Annotated in this window: 15 protein-coding genes and 1 tRNA gene; 6 read left to right on the top strand and 10 right to left on the bottom strand. The window is 56.7% G+C overall.

Features of this window, described 5'->3' with window-relative positions; genetic code table 11:
- Positions 1–21: 21 nt before the first annotated feature.
- The 4 genes from ACQUQU_RS15600 to yrfG form a co-directional block, all read right to left on the bottom strand.
- A complete protein-coding gene (locus ACQUQU_RS15600) occupies positions 22–1,554 on the bottom strand; it encodes a phosphoenolpyruvate carboxykinase (protein WP_430460626.1) in 1,533 nt (510 codons plus the stop codon).
- 217 nt (positions 1,555–1,771) lie between these two features.
- A complete protein-coding gene (gene hslO, locus ACQUQU_RS15595) occupies positions 1,772–2,629 on the bottom strand; it encodes an Hsp33 family molecular chaperone HslO (protein WP_430460625.1) in 858 nt (285 codons plus the stop codon).
- A gap of 2 nt (positions 2,630–2,631) precedes the next feature.
- Positions 2,632–3,033, bottom strand: a complete 402-nt coding sequence (gene hslR / locus ACQUQU_RS15590) for a ribosome-associated heat shock protein Hsp15 (RefSeq protein WP_430460624.1) — start codon at positions 3,031–3,033, stop codon at positions 2,632–2,634.
- Positions 3,034–3,056: 23 nt separating this feature from the next.
- On the bottom strand, positions 3,057–3,713 hold the full coding sequence (gene yrfG, locus ACQUQU_RS15585; protein WP_430460623.1) for a GMP/IMP nucleotidase: 657 nt from the start codon (positions 3,711–3,713) through the stop codon (positions 3,057–3,059).
- A gap of 44 nt (positions 3,714–3,757) precedes the next feature.
- On the opposite strand from yrfG, the gene nudE reads away from it, so the two are divergent.
- Entirely contained in the window at positions 3,758–4,327 is a 570-nt protein-coding gene (gene nudE, locus ACQUQU_RS15580) for an ADP compounds hydrolase NudE (protein WP_430460622.1), read from the top strand.
- On the opposite strand, the gene ACQUQU_RS15575 is transcribed toward nudE, so the two are convergent.
- The 4 genes from ACQUQU_RS15575 to ACQUQU_RS15560 form a co-directional block, all read right to left on the bottom strand.
- Positions 4,303–6,741, bottom strand: a complete 2,439-nt coding sequence (locus tag ACQUQU_RS15575; RefSeq protein WP_430460621.1) for an ATP-binding protein — start codon at positions 6,739–6,741, stop codon at positions 4,303–4,305. The genes nudE and ACQUQU_RS15575 overlap by 25 nt on opposite strands.
- A 54-nt stretch (positions 6,742–6,795) precedes the next feature.
- Entirely contained in the window at positions 6,796–7,482 is a 687-nt protein-coding gene (locus ACQUQU_RS15570) for an LrgB family protein (protein ID WP_430460620.1), read from the bottom strand.
- Positions 7,479–7,811, bottom strand: a complete 333-nt coding sequence (locus ACQUQU_RS15565; RefSeq protein ID WP_430460619.1) for a CidA/LrgA family protein — start codon at positions 7,809–7,811, stop codon at positions 7,479–7,481. The genes ACQUQU_RS15570 and ACQUQU_RS15565 overlap by 4 nt, the downstream gene beginning before the upstream one ends.
- A gap of 48 nt (positions 7,812–7,859) precedes the next feature.
- Positions 7,860–7,944, bottom strand: a tRNA-Leu gene (locus tag ACQUQU_RS15560).
- 133 nt (positions 7,945–8,077) lie between these two features.
- On the opposite strand from ACQUQU_RS15560, the gene ACQUQU_RS15555 reads away from it, so the two are divergent.
- The 4 genes from ACQUQU_RS15555 (at position 8,078) to ACQUQU_RS15540 (ending at position 12,633) form a co-directional block, all read left to right on the top strand.
- Complete coding sequence (locus ACQUQU_RS15555) at positions 8,078–9,094, top strand: AI-2E family transporter (protein ID WP_430460618.1); 1,017 nt, start codon at positions 8,078–8,080, stop codon at positions 9,092–9,094.
- 96 nt (positions 9,095–9,190) lie between these two features.
- On the top strand, positions 9,191–9,883 hold the full coding sequence (locus tag ACQUQU_RS15550) for a response regulator (RefSeq protein ID WP_430460617.1): 693 nt from the start codon (positions 9,191–9,193) through the stop codon (positions 9,881–9,883).
- An 8-nt stretch (positions 9,884–9,891) separates the two neighbouring features.
- Complete coding sequence (locus ACQUQU_RS15545; RefSeq protein ID WP_430460616.1) at positions 9,892–11,223, top strand: ATP-binding protein; 1,332 nt, start codon at positions 9,892–9,894, stop codon at positions 11,221–11,223.
- Positions 11,224–11,370: 147 nt separating this feature from the next.
- Positions 11,371–12,633, top strand: a complete 1,263-nt coding sequence (locus tag ACQUQU_RS15540) for a malic enzyme-like NAD(P)-binding protein (protein WP_430460615.1) — start codon at positions 11,371–11,373, stop codon at positions 12,631–12,633.
- Positions 12,634–12,701: 68 nt separating this feature from the next.
- Here the strand turns inward: ACQUQU_RS15540 and ACQUQU_RS15535 are convergent, their stop codons facing one another.
- Positions 12,702–13,463 (bottom strand): substrate-binding periplasmic protein, encoded by a 762-nt coding sequence (locus ACQUQU_RS15535; RefSeq protein ID WP_430460614.1) that lies wholly within the window; start codon positions 13,461–13,463, stop codon positions 12,702–12,704.
- A gap of 121 nt (positions 13,464–13,584) precedes the next feature.
- Complete coding sequence (gene typA, locus ACQUQU_RS15530) at positions 13,585–15,393, bottom strand: translational GTPase TypA (RefSeq protein ID WP_430460613.1); 1,809 nt, start codon at positions 15,391–15,393, stop codon at positions 13,585–13,587.
- 420 nt (positions 15,394–15,813) lie between these two features.
- Here typA and glnA point away from each other — a divergent pair, with 420 nt between their 5' ends.
- On the top strand, positions 15,814–17,220 hold the full coding sequence (gene glnA / locus ACQUQU_RS15525; RefSeq protein WP_430460612.1) for a glutamate--ammonia ligase: 1,407 nt from the start codon (positions 15,814–15,816) through the stop codon (positions 17,218–17,220).
- Positions 17,221–17,932: the final 712 nt, after the last annotated feature.

Genomic DNA, 17,932 nt, shown 5'->3' with positions numbered 1-17,932 from the left:
GTTTTTATCGACATTCAGCGCTTACAGCTGAGGACCGGCGGCCACGATGGCGTCGGATACGTCGTACTTCTTGAAGTTAGCAACGAACTGCGCAGCCAGTGCTTTGGCGGCTTCGTCGTACTTCTCTGGGTTTGCCCAGGTGTTGCGTGGGTTCAGCAGTGCGCTGTCGACGCCTTCCAGAGACTTAGGTACCAGCAGGTTGAACACAGGTACAGTCTCGGTTTCAACGCCGCGCAGTTTGCCGTTCTGGATTGCAGAGATCACAGCACGGGTTACCGGGATGCTGAAGCGTTCGCCTTCGCCGTATGGACCGCCGGTCCAGCCGGTGTTCACCAGGTAAACCTGAGAGTCGAATTCAGTCACACGCTTGATCAGCAGTTCAGCGTATTCGCCGGCTGGACGTGGGAAGAATGGCGCACCGAAGCAGGTAGAGAAGGTCGATTTCAGGCCTTTCACGCCGCCCATTTCGGTAGAACCAACCAGTGCGGTGTAACCGGACAGGAAGTGGTAAGCCGCCTGTTCTTTGGTCAGGATGGACACTGGTGGCAGTACGCCGCTCATGTCACAGGTCAGGAAGATCACGGCTTTTGGTTCGCCAGCCATGTTTTCCAGAACGCGCTTCTCGACGTGAGACAGCGGGTAAGCGCAACGACCGTTTTCAGTCAGGCTGACATCGGTGTAGTCGGCTTTACGGGATTGCGCGTCGATGACCACGTTTTCAACGATGGCGCCGAACTTGATCGCATTCCAGATGATAGGTTCGTTCTTCTGTGACAGATCGATGGTCTTGGCATAGCAGCCGCCTTCGATGTTGAACACAGTGCCTTTGCCCCAGCCGTGCTCGTCGTCACCAATCAGGAAACGCTCAGGGTCTGCAGACAGAGTGGTTTTACCGGTACCGGACAGACCGAAGAACAGACAGGTGTCGCCGTTGTCGCCCACGTTAGCGGAGCAGTGCATTGGCAGCACGTCTTTCTCTGGCAGCAGGAAGTTCTGCACGCCGAACATGGCTTTCTTCATTTCACCGGCGTAACGCATGCCAGCCAGCAGCACTTTGCGCTGGGCGAAGTTCACAATCACGCAACCGTCAGAGTTGGTGCCGTCACGCTCAGGTACGCATTCGAAACCGGATACGTTGAGGATGGTCCACTCTTCTTTGTCGGATGGGTTGTAGCTTTCCGGCAGGATGAACAGGTTACGGCCGAACAGGTTCTGCCAGGCAGTCTGGGTGATCATTTTCACTGGCAGGTAGTGCTGCGGGTCAGAACCCACGTGAACCTGAGACACGAAGCTGTCGTGCTGGGCCAGGTACTCTTCTACACGATCCCACAGGGCGTCGAATTTGTCGGCATCGAACGGACGGTTGATGTTGCCCCAGTCGATGGCGTCCTTGCTGCTTGGCTCTTCAACGATGTACTTGTCCATCGGAGAACGGCCAGTACGCTTACCGGTTTTAACAACCAGCGCACCGTTGTCCTGCAGCTCGCCTTCGCCACGCAGAATGGCTTGTTCTACCAGGAACGGTGTCGATAAATCAGTGTAAACAGTACTCATATCTGTGCCCGGGTGGGTCCTCGTTATGCTCGTACGGCTTTTGGCCATATCCGAAAGTTCTTCGTGCCGCCCTGGGATAACGTCGGGCGAATCCAAAAGTAAAGGCGCGCGATTATGCCAGAAAATTGATCAAACGCTAAGCCCCCTCAGATTTACACCTGAGAAGGATTCTCTATTGGGGTAATAGCCTTTGATTAAACCCTGATCAGGCCGCCACTCAGTGCGGGTGTCTCTCCGGGAAAAGTTCGTCCACCTGCGCTTTATCAAACACGTAGTTCTGCTGACAGAATTCGCAGGTGATATCGATCTTGCCGCGCTCGGCTATCACTTCCATGAGTTCGTCATACCCGAGCTGCATCAGGGCACTGGCGGTGCGTGGCTTGGAGCAGGTGCAGGAGAAGCTCAGCGGGCTGACCGGATGCACGCGGGTCTGCTCCTGATTGAACAGGCGGTGCAGTACTTCTTCGGTTGGCAGACCCAGCATTTCGTCTTCACGCACGGTCGACGCCAGATGGCAGACGCGGTCCCAGGCATCGGCGTCTTCTTCTTTACCAACCGGTGTTGGCATTTTCTGCAGCATCAGGCCCGCGGCGGTTTTGCCGTCGCTGAACAGCCAGAAGCGGCTTGGCAGTTGTTCGGACTGGGCGAAGTAATCTTCCAGCGCGGCGGCCACGTTGCCACCGTTAATGGACGTGATGCCCTGATAGCGCTGCCCCTGTTCCGGTTCGATGGTGATCACCATGGAGCCGTCGGTGAAATTCAGTTCGTCGTCGCTGACGTTTTCGTCGTAACGGGCGATACCGCGCAGCTGACCCTGTTCGTTGGTTTCTGCCTGCAGTAACGACACGTTGCCCGGCAGACGGATCTGCAGGGTCAGGCGGGCTGCGAATTTCAGTGTGGTGCTGAGCAGCGCGGTGGCGGCCATCAGCTCGCCCAGTGCCCTGGATACCACGGCCGGGTAACTGTGGCGGCGGATCACTTCTCCGAAGGCGCTGTCCAGCAGCGCAATTTCGCCACGGATGTCGGTGTCGTCGAAGCTGAAGCGCTGCAGCGCGTCACGGGTGTTCTGGGTCATGGTCAGTAATCCTGATTCTGTTCTTCAAAGCGGCGCATATCGCGGCGCTCTTTTTTGTTCGGCTTGTGGTCGGGCACCGGCATGGTCATGCGCAGAATGCGGCGGCGTTCGCCGTCGTCCATGCGGGCTTTAATGCTTTCCGGCGTTTCTTCGTACAACAGGCGCGCTTCCGGTGCGCCGCGGCGCTGGTCTGACAACGCAGTGATGATCACGGTCTTTTCGTCGAAGCCCTGGCGTATGGTCAGTTTGGCGCCGATTTCAGGTGCCTTGCTGACCTTGGTGCGCTGGCCATCGTAATGCACTTTGCCCCCTTCGATGGCGGCTTTGGCCAGCGCCCGGGTTTTGAAAAAGCGCGCGGCCCACAGCCATTTGTCGAGGCGGATCTTGTCGTTGGTGTCGGTCATAGTGTCTCCGGCCTGCCCGCGGTTCAGAGCTTGAGCTCATCGAAATGATGAATGCCCGGAAAGCGGCTGTCGGTGTTCGGCGTTTTCTGGCTGTCGGGATGATAAATCGTCAGCAACCAGCGCACCCCCCAGCGGGCCGCGGATTCTAACACAGCCTGGCTGTCATCAATCAGCAGGGTGCGTGCCGGATCGAAGGCTTCATCGCGCTGCAGGTGGTTCCAGAATGCCTGACTTTCTTTCGGTTCACGGTAATCGTGGGAGCTGATCACGCGATCGACCAGCCGGTCGAGACCGGTGCGCTCCATCTTCAGGTTGACGCTGTCACGGTGGGCGTTGGTGACGATCACTGTGCGTTTGCCGAGCGCGTGCAGGCGCGCCAGAAAATCCTGCACGTGCGGGCGGAAGCCGATCTTGTCCTGCACATCGCGCTTGAGCTCGGCGATGGGCAGACCGGTGAGTTCGGTCCAGTAATCCAGACAGTACCAGTCGAGGGTGCCTTTCAGGCCGACGAAGCTTTTGTTCAGCTCGGCCAGGGCTTCCTCTTCGCTCAGACCATGATGGCGCGCGTACACCGCCGGCAGGTGGTCGAGCCAGAAATAGTTGTCAAAGTGCAGGTCGAGCAGGGTGCCATCCATGTCCAGCAGCACAGTGTCGATTTGTTGCCAGTCGGGCAGGCTCATAGGGTTATACTCCGGACGAGAGTGACTATTAAATCAGGCCTGTTATGCATAAAAAACCACAGATTCTGCAGCGTCATATCGTGGCCCAGAGCCGCCTGTTCCGCGTCGAGTCGTTTGACCTGCGCTTCAGCAACGGCGTTGAACGTACGTACGAACGCCTGGTGCCGGGCGGTAATGGCGCGGTCATGATAGTTGCCCTGCTGGACGACGATACCATCGCGCTGATCCGTGAATATGGGGGCGGCGTCGAAGATTACACCCTCACTCTGCCAAAAGGGGCGATTGATCTGGGCGAACGGCTGCGCGACGCCTGTAACCGCGAGCTGCAGGAAGAGATCGGCTTTGGTGCGCGGGAGTTTGTTTATCTGAAGAATCTGAGTCTGTCGCCGAGCTACATGAGCGGCGGCATTCACGTGGTGCTGGCGCGCGATCTGTACGAATCGAAACTTGAAGGCGATGAGCCAGAGCCGCTGGAGCTGGTACCGTGGAAACTGAGTGAGTTGCCGGCGCTGTTTGCCCGCGCTGACTGCACCGAAGGACGCGCCATTGCCGCTTTAGCGTTGGCGCAGGAATATCTGGCCGGCCGTTTTCAGGCCGAGGTCATGGAGTCCTGACCCAGCACATCGCTGATCGCGATCGACAATTCCTCCATCCGTAACGGCTTGCTGATAAAGCCGTTCATGCCCGCCGCCAGACACTGCTGGCGGTCTTCGAGCATAGCGTTGGCGGTCAGGGCAATGATCGGAATCGACCGTTTACTGCTGCTTAAATCGCGGATGCGTTCGGTGGCGGTGATGCCGTCCATGACCGGCATGTTCACATCCATCAGAATCAGATCGAAGTCGCCGCCGATCACCGCGGTGATGGCCTGCTCGCCATCGGCGACCGTGGTCACTTTCAGCCCTAAACGCTCAAGCATGCGCACCGTAATTTTCTGATTCACCAGATTATCTTCGGCCAGCAGCACCTTGCCGCTCAGTTGCGGTGCGCGGCTGGTGGTGCGGGTGGCGCTGACCACGTGAGTGCCTTCGTGCAGTGGCAGCATCAGGGTAAACGCACTGCCTTCACCGAGCGTCGAGGTCACCTCGATATCGCCCCCCATCGCCTGCGCCAGACGGCGGCTGATGGTCAGCCCCAGACCCGTGCCGCCGTAGCGGCGGCTGGTGCTGCTGTCGGCCTGACGGAAGGCTTCGAAGATCTGATCCTGTTTTTCCTGCGGAATACCAATGCCCGAATCGCGCACGGCCAGTTGCAGGCGATAACTGCGGTCGTCGCTCTGCTCGCCGGTGACGCGCAATTCGATGCGGCCTTTTTCGGTGAATTTCAGCGCGTTGCTGAGCAGGTTGGTGATGATCTGCCGCACCCGCTTCGGATCCCCCAGCCAGAACGCCGGCAGGCTGCCATCGTAGTAATAAATCAACGACAGTCCCTTGCGTCGGACCGGTTCATTGAACAGCTGATAGACGTTGGTCAGCAGCTCGTTGAGGTCGAAGCTGATGTGTTCAACCTCGAGCTTGCCCGATTCGATTTTCGACAGGTCGAGGATGTCGTTGATGATGTCGAGCAGCACATGGGATGAGCTGTGAATGATGTTCAGGTAGTGGCGCTGATCGTCATTCATGGATGAGTCGAGCAGCAGCTCGGCGGCGCCGAGAATGCCGTTCATCGGCGTGCGGATTTCATGACTCATATTGGCCAGAAACACCGACTTGGAACGGTTCGCCTGCTCGGCCTGTTCCAGTGTTTCGCGGATGCGTACGTTGGCGGTTTCCAGCGCGCGCTGGTTGGCGACCAGCTCGGTCAGATCCAGACCCGCCAGCAGCACCGCACCCGGTTCCTGCGCGGTGGCCTCTAAGCGTGTCATGCGCCAGCTGATGATGGATTCGCGGCCGGTAGCGGCCAGTAGCGGGAAGTCGGTCGCGACGTGGTCGTCGTGGGTATTCAGCAGGCGCTCCCAGTCGCTGTGCAGGCGGTCGATGGCCGAACGTGGCAACAGAAATTCCAGCGGCTGGCCGGTCAGTTGCTTGCTGTCCATGTGCAGCAGGCTTATCACCGGCTGGTTGACGCGCTGAATACGGCCGGTGATATCGCAGATCACCAGCAAGGTCTGCATGGCATTGAAATAGGCATTTACGCGCTGCTGCTCAGAGCGCAGTTCCTGCTCCATGTAATGGCGTTTGCTGATGTCGTCGCCGGTGACCAGCAGGTAGTGTTCTTCGTCCACGAACCAGGGGCGGGCGTGCATGGCCCAGCGGCTTTCATCACCGTCACGCGACACCAGCGTGCATTCAAAGTCGACCATAGTGTTGCTGTCGATGGCTTGCTGCAGGTAGCTGGTGACGCGCACCTGTTCTTCTTCCGGCAGTAGTTTCTGCATGCGCTCGCCGGCGTCCAGATGAAAGGCCGCGGTGAAGCCCGGGCTGGTTTCCAGCAGAAACTGGCGCGGGCTGAGCAGCAGGGCGATGCCGCTCATGTGCTCCCAGCCGAGGTTGTCTTCCAGAATGCGCTGCCGAGCCCGTTCGCGCAGCGGCGCGGTGAGGTGATAAAAACCCGCGTAGCAGATCAGCAACAGCAGGAATTCAAACAGCATCACCAGCCCCAGGCTTTCCAGGAAATACTGATTGATGTTGCTCAGCGAGCGCGCCACCACCAGACCCCGGCCGTTGTCGGTGGGGCGGTAGCAGGCGACGTAATCTTCACCGTTGATGTCGTAGCGATCGCAGCCGGATTCGCCATTGATGGCGCGGCTGAGGTCGCCGTTTCTGATAAACGGCGATGACGGGAATTCGAAAGACAGCTGTTTGCGGTCGTCCTGTAGGGCTATCTGCACCAGCAGATACGGGCTGCGCAGCAGAAGATCGCCGGCCATCTTGCGGTCGCTGGCGGCACTGAGCACACCGGCCAGATCATCCAGATGCTGCTGTTCCTGATACAGGGAGCGGATGTAGAGCGTCAGGCAGCCGGTGAGACTGATGATCACCAGAATACAGGTCAGGGGCAGCCAGAAGAGTCGCAATTGCCGGGCCATACATCGTCCTGATTAACGTTCATCCTTAACGATAGAAGTTAGATCCGCTCCTGCCTATACCACCCAGGGCAGAACCAGTGCATGCAGCGTTGCCGTTAAGGTCATCGCCATGGCTGCATAGGCAGACTGTTGCGGTCCGAGTTCCATCGCGCGGCTGGTACCAATGGCGTGAGCGCAGATGCCCAGTGTCAGTCCCAGCGTCTGAGGGTCATCCATCCGCGTGGCTTTTAACAGCGGTGGGATCACAAGCGCACCAAGAATACCGGTAATGATGACAAAGGCCGACGCCAGTGCACTGATTCCGTGAACCTGTTCGCTGATGGCCACCGCCACCGGCGTGGTGATCGACTTCGCGTACATGGTGCGGGTGATGGCGTCGTCGCCAATCCAGATATGCGTCAGCACAACGGCGCAGGCCACTGTGGTGCCGCTGCCCAGCGTGACCGCCAGTGCGATGCGCAGCCACTGACGGCGCATGGTGTGCAGATACTGATACAGAGGGACGGCCAGCATCACGACCACAGGGCCGAGCATCAGATGCAGAAATTGTCCGCCTTCCATATACGTGGTGTACGACGCACCGCTCAGTTCCAGCGTGGTCACGACGAGGGCAATGCCGGTCAGGATGGGCGGTAAAAAAGCGTTGTTGCCGGTGCGGCGGTACAGTTGCTGACCGGCAATAAAGGCGGCGATGGTCAGTGCCGCCCAGAACAGGGGTAATTGCAGCAGCTGGTTCATCATCCGTTTTTCCCTCCGCGCATAATCAGCGCACACACCAGAGCACCGGGAATCAGACTGACCAGCAGAATCACCAGCAGCTCGGGGCCGTGCTCGGCTAACAGGTGTTTCTGGGTGACGATACCGACGCTGACCGGAATCAGAAATAAGGGCAGCAGCGGCGACAGGGTGCGGGTGATGTCAGTCAGATGTTGCGGGGTTTTGCCGCGCACCATCAGGGCGATCAGCAACAGCAGCATGCCGAGAATCGACGCAGGAACAGGCAGAGAGAAAAAGCTTTGCAGCAGGCTGCCGATCAGCAGGAAGACCAACAGGATGAGAAGGCCGGGCATGGTCCGCTTCCTGTAGCTGGCGTCATCCGGGTACCGGCTGACAAAGGTTGGTGCGGAAGGAGAGACTCGAACTCTCACGCCGTGAAGCGCTGGAACCTAAATCCAGTGTGTCTACCAATTTCACCACTTCCGCGATCAGGCGGCGGATAATACATAGGCTGCGCCACCTTGCCAAGCGGCACGCTCGAACCTGTCTGTGCACTGGTGTATGGTGCGCGTGTTGTATTCTGGCATTGTGCTCAGGGATCGCGTTCAGGGATTTTGTTATGGCTTCGGAAAACCATCTTGCCGAAAACCTGCTGGTCAGCGCGGCGGCGGCCGTGGTTGTTATTGCCGGCATCAAACTCGCGGCGGCTATGCTGGTGCCTTTTTTACTGGCGGTCTTTATTGCCGTGCTCAGCGCCCCCTTGCTGCACTGGCTGACCAATCACAGGGTACCGCAGGTGCTGGCGGTGCTGCTGTTGGTGCTGGGCTTTCTGTTGCTAGGCACTGTGCTGGCGTCGTTTGTCGGTACCACGCTGAATGCGTTTTACCGCGACATGCCGCTGTACGAGCAGAAATTGCAGGCGCTGACAGCACACGGCGTCACCTGGCTGCGCAGCATGGGCGTTGAAGTGGCGGACAATGTGATCCGTGAATACGTGAATCCCGGCGTGGTGATGAAAACCGTGGCGTCTGTCTTTAACGGACTCGGCGGCGTACTCACCAATACCTTCCTGATTTTATTCACCGTGGTGTTTATTCTGCTGGAGGCTTCGGGCTTTCCGCAGAAAGTGAAACGGGCCTTCGGCGAAGACACGCAGGCGTTCGAACATTTCGGCCGTTTTTCGCGCTCAGTGCAGCAATATTTAATGATCAAAACCCTGGTCAGTCTGGGGACTGGCGTCAGTGTGGCGCTGGTGCTGGCGTTGATCGGCGTCGACTACTGGGCGCTGTGGGGCCTGGTGGCTTTTCTGCTGAATTATATTCCGAATATCGGCTCCATTATTGCGGCGGTGCCGGCGGTACTGATTGCCCTCATTCAGCTCGGGCCTGGTGTTGCCCTGATGACCGCCGGGGTTTATGTGGCGGTGAATATGATTTTCGGCAACGTCGTTGAGCCGCGGCTGATGGGGCGCTCTCTGGGCTTGTCGACGCTGGTGGTGTTCCTGTCGCTGGTTTTCTGGGGCTGGATTCTGGGCCCTGTGGGTATGCTGCTGTCGATTCCGCTGACCATGGTGGTGAAGATCGCACTGGAAACCCGGCCGCAGACCCGCTGGATTGCCACGCTGCTGGATCACTGAACGGAATTTTCAGCTTCTGCCGGAATTGGCAAAGAAGGGTAAAACCAGTGCGGCCGGCGCAGGCGCGGCGCTAGACTGGTGTGATTGGAGGTACGCATGAAATCTATTCTGCTGGTTGATGACGATTACGAACTGGGCGAACTGCTGCAGGAATACCTGTCGATGGAAGGCTTTGAGCTGACCGCCGTGCAGGATGGCGAAGCGGGCCTGAAGGCCGCGCTCAGTGGCCAGTACGATCTGGTGCTGCTCGACGTCATGCTGCCGAAAATGAACGGCTTTGAAGTGCTGAAACGCGTGCGCCTGGAATCGAATATTCCGGTGATTATGCTCACCGCCCGTGGCGAGAGCGTGGACCGTGTGCTCGGCCTTGAGCACGGCGCTGATGATTACATTCCTAAGCCTTACCATCACCACGAGCTGGTGGCGCGCATCAAAGCCCTGTTCCGCCGCATCGAAGTGGTGGCCGAGCAGGCGCCGAAAAGCCCGGCCGGTATTCTGACCATTGGCGAATTACAGCTGAACACAGGTAAGCGCGTGGTTACCCTGAGTGGTGAAGAACTGCCGCTGACCGGCGCTGAATTCGGAGTGTTGCAGTGCCTGATGGAAAACGTCGGCGAACTGGTCGACAAAGACACCCTGTCGCTGGCGGCACTGGGCCGCAAACTCATGGCCTACGACCGTTCAATCGACATGCACGTGAGTAATCTGCGCAAAAAACTCGGCCGTCGTACGGACGATTCTGACTGGATCAAAACGGTCCGCTCCCGCGGCTACATGCTGGCCAACTGAGCGGACTCATGCGCTGGTACCGCTCTCTCTTTTTTAAAATCTTCCTCTGGTTCTGGGCGGTCATTTTCATCGCCATGTGGGCCGCTGTGCTCACCAATGAATGGATCGAGGACGATTACTTCCGCCCGGCCAGTCAGGCGGAAACCCTGCACCTTGTGCGCATGATGGACACCCAGCGGCCGATCATCGCCGAAGGCCGTAAGCTCTGGCGCCGGGTGCGTCCTGGCTGGAATCTGGTGGCGGTGCCGGTGGATATGCTCAGTCAGTTGCCACACGATCTGGAAGAGTTCGTCGATCAGGCAGAAGACGCCGACGCCGTGCTGTGGGGGCAAAACGACGGCTGGCTGATCATAGGGCCGTTGCAGCGGCAGGATTATCTGTACATGGCGGTTGCCCGTCAGGAATGGCAGAGCGTACTGGATAACGAAGACCGCTGGCTGGTGCCGGCGGCCATGGTGGTGGTGGTCACCCTGCTGTGTTTCGTGCTGGTGTGGAGCCTGACCCGGCCGATCCGGCGTCTGCAGAAAACCGTGCGTCAGCTGGCGGCCGGTAATTTTGACGTGTCCGGTCTGCGCCGCGATTTGTACCGTCACGATGAGATTGGCCTGCTGGCGACCGAGGTGACCGACATGGCCGGTGCACTGCAGCGGCTGCTGCACAGTCATCAGCAATTGCTGCGCGACGTCTCGCATGAATTGCGTTCGCCGCTGACCCGCCTGCAGATTGCGTTGGGCATTGCCCGCAAAAAAGATCAGCAGGGTCTGCTCGCCGCCGAGCACGACCGCATCGAGCGTGCGGTAGGGCAGGTCGATGGGCTGGTGGCGCAGATTCTCGATCTGGCACGTCTGCAGCAGACCGACAGTCGTCAGCTGCAGGCCGACGAGCGCACCGTGCGCCACGAAGTGGAAGAATGGTTGCTGGATGCCGAGCTGGAAATCAGCAATAAGCAGTTAACGCTGGCCACCGAACTGCCGGACGAAAAAATCAAAGCGAGCTGGGACTGGATGCTGATGGAACGCGCCTTCGACAACCTGCTGCGCAACGCCATCCGCTTTTCGCCGGCCGGCGCTCAGCTGAAAGCCGGGGTGACCATCAGTGCCGGCCACGCTGAGCTTTGGGTGCAGGATCAGGGACCGGGCGTTCCGGAAGAAGAACGCGAACGTATTTTTGCCCCTTTCACCCAGGTTGATCCGGCGCGCGATCATGCGGCGGGTGGCTATGGTATTGGCCTGGCGCTGGTGAAACGCATTGTTGAATTACACGAGGGCAATGTGCGGGCAGTGAATCACACTCCCGGCCTCAGGGTCACAATGCTTGTGCCTTTATATCCGCAGACCTGATCTGACGCAGGTTTCTGGGGCTTCTGTCCACGGATTGTGTGGAAAAGGCAATAGGTTTTTGGTAGAAAGTACGACCCTCAGCCCCCTGTGTTCTGGACGATGTTGCACAGTCGGCTTTTAAAAACGCGACGAGACTGGATGAGCACTATGTCACAAGATTTAAAACAAGCAGCTCTGGATTACCATCAGTTCCCTAAGCCGGGCAAAATCGGCGTGCAACTGACTAAACCAGCCAAGACTTCCCGTGACCTTTCCCTGGCGTACAGCCCAGGTGTTGCTGAGCCGGTCAAGGAAATCGCTGCGGATCCTGAGAACGCTTACAAGTACACATCCAAGGGCAATCTGGTAGCCGTCATTTCTGACGGTACCGCAATTCTGGGTCTGGGCGATCTGGGCCCACTGGCCTCCAAGCCGGTAATGGAAGGCAAGAGCCTGCTGTTCAAACGCTTCGCCGGCGTAGACTCCATCGACATCGAAGTTGAGTCTGAGAGCCCGCAAGCCTTTATCGATACCGTACGTCGTATTGCGATCACCTTCGGTGGTATCAACCTGGAAGACATCAAAGCACCAGAGTGTTTTGAGATTGAACGCACCCTGATCGAACAGTGTGATATTCCGGTATTCCACGACGACCAGCACGGTACCGCGATCGTAACCGTCGCCGGTGCTCTGAACGCGCTGGAAATTGTTGGTAAGAAAATCGAAGACGCCAAAATGTGCGTACTGGGTGCCGGTGCTGCGGCTATCTCCTGCTCCAAGCTGCTGATTCTGGCGGGCATGAAGCCTGAGAACATTTTCATGTGCGACCGTAACGGCGTGATTCACGCTGGCCGTACCGACCTGAACCAGTACAAGCAGGCCTTTGCGGTAGAAACCGACAAGCGCACTGTGGATGATGCTCTGGAAGGCGCTGACATTTTCCTGGGTCTGTCTGGTCCGAACATGGTGACCGGTGAGCAGATCAAGGGTATGGCTCCAAACCCGATCATCTTCGCCTGTGCTAACCCGGTTCCGGAAATCATGCCGGAAATCGTAGCCGAAGCCCGTCCGGACGCCATCATGGCCACCGGTCGCTCCGACTACCCGAACCAGGTGAATAACGTTCTGGGCTTCCCGTTCATTTTCCGTGGTGCTCTGGACGTTCGCGCCCGTCGCATCAACGAAGAAATGAAACTGGCCGCTGCCAAAGCGCTGGCTGGTCTGGCCAAAGAGCCGGTCACTCAGGAAGTGCTGGATGCCTACGGTCTGGATTCTCTGGAATTCGGTCGTCAGTACATCATCCCGAAGGCCGTTGATACCCGTCTGCTGGGCGCCGTATCGGCAGCCGTTGCTCAGACTGCGGTAGAAACCGGCGTGGCGCGTCTGCCATACCCGGCTAACTACCCGCTGAAGTCCATGGACGATATCTGAGTCCTGCACTGAGCGAATAAAAAAACCCGGCCATGCCGGGTTTTTTTATGGTCGTTGTTTACGCCGGATCAGCGGAACAGATAGTCGGCCAGCATTTTGTCATAGCCCGCCATCAGCTTTTCATAGTCACCGCTGTCTTTGAGGATTTTCAGGCCATCGTCGAAGGCGTCGCGGATCGCGGCTGAGTGAAAGCTGGCGTAGTAATAGGTGGGCTGAAACAGATTGGAATAGCGGTACTCGCGGCGCAGGCTGCTGTCGGATGGATTGCTGCGGCGCAGTTTGCTGAGGAAGTAGCGGAACACGGTCTGATCCATGACGATCACATCGGTTGTTCCCCGGAACAGGGCTTCCACCTGTTTGATCTGTTCGGCTTCTTCTTTGTATTCAGGGCTTTTGCTGACGGCGTCGGCATAAGGGGCGGGCAGAAATTTGTGCGCCAGATTGAAACCAATCACACGGTAGTTCGACAGGTCGTTGATGGATGCCAAACCTGAACCGTTTTCTGCCAGCGATATCGCCATATTGTGCAGTACCATGAGTGGTTGCGCAGAAAAGTAAGCGTCGGGCGAGGTGGCCGAGTTGCTGATGCAGGTGATGTCGATCTTGCCGGCGTTAAAGGCTTTGACGTTGTTGGCGTTGGAGTCGTAGCTGAAGTCGAGCTGATAGCCCTGAGTGGCCAGTGCGTGACGCAACACATCCAGCGCCATGCCGCGGTCATTCTGGGGCAGAACGTAGGGTGGGATGGAGTTTCCACATCCGGCAATCAGCGTCGTGGCCGACGCGAAACCCGGTAGCAGCAGGGTTGCCAGCAACAGCAGGGTCTTGCGCATGGACGCCTCTCTGTTAGTCCTTTGAACACAGAATAACGTCTATTGGCGCCGCTGCCAGCCCTTTCGCCTGACAGCAACAAAAAAGCCGGCATTGGCCGGCTTTTTTGTTTCACTGCGGGGATCAGGCTTTCTTCGAACGCTTACGCTCGTTTTCGGTGAGCAGTTTTTTGCGCAGACGAATGCTGACAGGAGTTACTTCTACCAGTTCGTCGTCTTCGATGAATTCCAGAGCCTGTTCCAGTGTGTGACGTACCGGCGGAGTCAGTACGATGGCTTCGTCAGTACCGGAGGCACGCACGTTGGTCAGCTGCTTGGCCTTGGTTGGGTTAACCACCAGGTCGTTATCACGGCTGTGCAGACCAATCACCATACCTTCGTACACTTCGGTCTGTGGACCAATGAACAGACGACCACGTTCCTGCAGGGTGAACAGGGCGTAGCCCAGTGCTTTACCAGCCACCATGGACACCAGAACACCGTTGTGACGGGTAGAAGTCAGGGCGGTCTGGATAGGACCGTAATGGTCGAAGATGTTGGTCAGAATGCCGGAGCCTGAGGTCAGGGTCATGAACTGACCACGGAAACCGATCAGACCACGGGCCGGAGCGATAAACTCCAGACGAACACGGCCTTTGCCATCCGGCACCATGTTGGTCATTTCGGCACGACGGTTACCCATCTCTTCCATGATTGAGCCCTGGTGTTCTTCTTCGATGTCGATCACCACCTGCTCGTACGGCTCCTGCATAACGCCGTCGATCTCTTTCACCACCACTTCCGGCTTGGAGATACCCATCTCGAAACCTTCGCGGCGCATGCTTTCGATCAGAACGGACAGGTGCAGTTCACCACGGCCGGACACTTTGAATTTTTCCGGGCTGTCGCCGTCTTCCACACGCAGGGCCACGTTGTGGATCAGTTCTTTTTCCAGACGCTCTTTGATGTTGCGGCTGGTTACGAACTTACCTTCTTTACCGGCGAACGGAGAGTCGTTCACCTGGAAGGTCATGGAAACGGTTGGCTCATCCACAGACAGTGGTGGCAGAGCTTCAACATTACCCACAGCACACAGGGTGTCGGAGATGTTCAGGTTTTCAACACCTGAGATACACACGATGTCGCCAGCGCTGGCTTCTGTGGTTGGAACGCGCTGCAGACCGTGGAAGCCTTTCACTTCCAGTACACGGCCCTTACGCACTTTGCCTTCGCGGTCGATGATCTGGGTGTCGGTGCCTGGCTTCAGTTTGCCGCGGGTGATTCGGCCGATACCGATAACGCCCACATAGCTGTCGTAGTCCAGAGCGGAAATCTGCATCTGGAAAGGACCATCAACGTCAACGGCTGGCGGCTGAACGTGGTCAACGATCATCTGGAACAGAGGATCCATGTTGTCGGCCATGGCATCCGGGTCGTTACCGGCAATACCGTTCAGCGCAGAGGCGTAGATCACCGGGAAGTCCAGCTGCTCTTCAGTGGCACCCAGACGGTCGAACAGGTCGAAAATCTCATCCATTACCCAGTCAGGACGGGCGCCCGGACGGTCGATCTTGTTGATAACAACGATCGGACGCAGGCCGCGTTCAAAGGCTTTCTGGGTTACGAAGCGGGTTTGTGGCATCGGGCCGTCAACGGCGTCAACCAGCAGACACACGGAATCCACCATGGACATAACACGTTCCACTTCACCACCGAAGTCGGCGTGTCCTGGGGTGTCCACGATGTTGATGCGGTAGTCGTTCCATTTAATGGCGGTGTTCTTCGCCAGAATGGTAATACCACGCTCTTTTTCCTGGTCGTTGGAGTCCATCACACGTTCGCCGCCCTGGTTGCGCTCCAGGGTGCCGGACTGTTCGAGCAGTTTGTCGACCAGAGTTGTTTTGCCATGGTCAACGTGCGCGATGATGGCAATATTTCGGAGATTTTCGATCACAAGAAAGGCCTTGGTGAAAGTTTGTACAAAAATGAGGCGCGATTATACCTGAGTTGCCGTGTAAGCGTGATGAATTATTTGGCTGAAATATGACCGCTTTGTTGTAGCCGCTTTGACTGAAAGCGGGCTTTTCGCAGCTCTTTTTGCGCTGCCCCATGTACTGTTACGGGCGCGTGAACCTATAATGCTGCCGCTTGTTCTGGCTGGCATAGACGACCGATTGTAAAGACCTAAAATGGTGCGTTACGTTTCTGTCGTGATTCAGAATGGTGCAGTTGTGGTCTGCCCGCTCTGTGGCATCCCAGATTTTGTGCGGGTTGGGCCTATGCTCAAAATGGCACACTAATTGCTCCAAGACCGAGCATGGCAAGCCGGGGTGAATGCCCTGTATCAATTTGAACCAGCATCTGGAGACACGCAATGTCAGAGAACACTCTGAATATGATCAAAGAGAATGATGTGAAGTGGGTTGATCTGCGCTTCACTGACTTCAAAGGCAAAGAACAGCACGTTACTATCCCTGCCTCCTACGTTTCTGAAGATTTCTTCGAAACCGGACAGATGTTCGACGGTTCTTCCATCGCTGGCTGGAAAGGCATCAACGAATCCGACATGATTCTGAAGCCGGACGATTCTACCTGCTTCATGGATCCATTCACTGAAGACTCTACTCTGGTTCTGCGTTGCGACATCATCGAACCAGCAACTATGCAGGGTTACGACCGCGACCCACGTTCTGTAGCACGTCGTGCTGAAGAGTACCTGAAGTCTACCGGTCTGGGCGACACCGCTTTCTTCGGTCCAGAACCAGAATTCTTCATGTTCGATGACATCCGTTGGGGTCAGAACATGCAAGGCTGCTTCGTGAAGATCAACTCTTCCGAAGGCGCCTGGGCTACTGAAGAAGTGATGGAAGGCGGCAACCTGGGTCACCGTCCACGCGTTAAAGGCGGTTACTTCCCAGTACCACCAGTAGACAGCCACCACGACATCCGTGCTGCCATGTGTAACACCCTGATGGCAATCGGTCTGGACGTAGAAGTTCACCACCACGAAGTGGCGAACGCTGGTCAGAACGAAATCGGCGTACGTTTCAACACTCTGGTTAAGAAAGCTGACGAAGTTCAGATGCTGAAGTACGTTGTTCACAACGTTGCTAACGCTTACGGCAAAACCGTAACTTTCATGCCTAAGCCAATCGTTGGTGACAACGGTTCTGGTATGCACGTTCATCAGTCTTTCTGGAAAGACGGCGTGAACCAGTTTGCTGGTGACGGCTACGCTGGCCTGTCTGACACTGCTCTGTTCTACATCGGCGGTATCATCAAGCACGCTAAAGCACTGAACGCGTTCACCAACCCGTCCACCAACTCTTACAAGCGTCTGATCCCAGGCTTCGAAGCCCCGGTAATGCTGGCATACTCTGCCCGTAACCGTTCTGCTTCTATCCGTATTCCTTACGTTGCGTCTCCAAAAGGCAAGCGTATCGAAGCTCGTTTCCCGGATCCGATGGCTAACCCATACCTGGCATTCGCTGCCATGCTGATGGCTGGTATCGACGGCGTTAAGAACAAGATCCACCCAGGCGATGCAGCTGACAAAGACCTGTACGATCTGGAGCCAGAAGAAGCAGCACAGATTCCACAGGTTTGTGGTTCCCTGCGCGAAGCTCTGGACAACCTGAAAGCCAACAGCGCGTTCCTGACCGAAGGCGGCGTGTTCTCTCAGGACATGATCGACGCTTACATCGATCTGAAAATGCAAGACGTTTACCGTGTAGAGCACACTACTCACCCAGTAGAGTTCGACATGTACTACTCTCTGTAATCTTCGGATTATCAGATAGCAGTAATGAAAAGGACGCTTCGGCGTCCTTTTTTGTGCCTGCCTGAAACAGCGGATTCGGTGCGTTCGTGAACACAACTATTAACCGGCCCCAGTAGAGTTCAATATGTACTACTCTCTGTAATCTCCGGATTACGTTAGTGGAAAGAGGGTCGCTTCGGCGGCCCTTTTTTATTCTTGTCAGAAACTGCGGGTTCGGTGCGTTCGTGAACACAACTATTAACCGGCCCCAGTAGAGTTCAACATGGTCTACTCTCTGTAATCTCCGGATTACGTTAGTGGAAAGAGGGTCGCTTCGGCGGCCCTTTTTTATTCTTATCAGAAACTGCGGATTCTGTGTGTTCAGAACACAACTCTTAATCAGACCCAATAGAGTTCGACAGGTATTACTCCCTGTAATCTACGGATTACGTGAGTGGAATGAGGGTCGCTTCGGCGCCACTTTTATCCGTGTCAGAAGCACTTGGTTTCCGTATGGTCAGCTCGCTGGCATCGTCTGAACGTTCGGTGGCAATATAAACGACGGCGTTTCGCTGTCGTTTTTACTTTCCGTTCTCCCGGTCTTTGCTTTGCCGAAAAGCTGTTTAAAATCTGATCGCCTGTCTTCCTGTGCGCAGAAATACGTACGACTCTTGGCTGAAAACCCTGAACAGACGGCTCGTCTTTTTTCTCTGCTACTATATGCTGAGTTTTT

Origin of the sequence: Thalassolituus sp. LLYu03 (assembly GCF_050507655.1) — a bacterium.
Classification (GTDB): Bacteria; Pseudomonadota; Gammaproteobacteria; order Pseudomonadales; family Oceanobacteraceae; genus Venatoribacter.
This window is presented reverse-complemented; position numbering and strand designations above follow the sequence as displayed.

Excerpts from the sequence above, each read along its gene's own strand:
- ACQUQU_RS15545 (WP_430460616.1), top strand. The coding sequence starts at position 9,892 with ATGCGCTGGTACCGCTCTCTCTTTTTTAAAATCTTCCTCTGGTTCTGG.
- nudE (WP_430460622.1), top strand. The coding sequence starts at position 3,758 with ATGCATAAAAAACCACAGATTCTGCAGCGTCATATCGTGGCCCAGAGC.
- ACQUQU_RS15550 (WP_430460617.1), top strand. The coding sequence starts at position 9,191 with ATGAAATCTATTCTGCTGGTTGATGACGATTACGAACTGGGCGAACTG.
- yrfG (WP_430460623.1), bottom strand. The coding sequence starts at position 3,713 with ATGAGCCTGCCCGACTGGCAACAAATCGACACTGTGCTGCTGGACATG.
- ACQUQU_RS15540 (WP_430460615.1), top strand. The coding sequence starts at position 11,371 with ATGTCACAAGATTTAAAACAAGCAGCTCTGGATTACCATCAGTTCCCT.
- ACQUQU_RS15565 (WP_430460619.1), bottom strand. The coding sequence starts at position 7,811 with ATGCCCGGCCTTCTCATCCTGTTGGTCTTCCTGCTGATCGGCAGCCTG.
- glnA (WP_430460612.1), top strand. The coding sequence starts at position 15,814 with ATGTCAGAGAACACTCTGAATATGATCAAAGAGAATGATGTGAAGTGG.
- hslO (WP_430460625.1), bottom strand. The coding sequence starts at position 2,629 with ATGACCCAGAACACCCGTGACGCGCTGCAGCGCTTCAGCTTCGACGAC.
- ACQUQU_RS15570 (WP_430460620.1), bottom strand. The coding sequence starts at position 7,482 with ATGATGAACCAGCTGCTGCAATTACCCCTGTTCTGGGCGGCACTGACC.
- ACQUQU_RS15575 (WP_430460621.1), bottom strand. The coding sequence starts at position 6,741 with ATGGCCCGGCAATTGCGACTCTTCTGGCTGCCCCTGACCTGTATTCTG.
- ACQUQU_RS15535 (WP_430460614.1), bottom strand. The coding sequence starts at position 13,463 with ATGCGCAAGACCCTGCTGTTGCTGGCAACCCTGCTGCTACCGGGTTTC.
- ACQUQU_RS15600 (WP_430460626.1), bottom strand. The coding sequence starts at position 1,554 with ATGAGTACTGTTTACACTGATTTATCGACACCGTTCCTGGTAGAACAA.
- ACQUQU_RS15555 (WP_430460618.1), top strand. The coding sequence starts at position 8,078 with ATGGCTTCGGAAAACCATCTTGCCGAAAACCTGCTGGTCAGCGCGGCG.
- hslR (WP_430460624.1), bottom strand. The coding sequence starts at position 3,033 with ATGACCGACACCAACGACAAGATCCGCCTCGACAAATGGCTGTGGGCC.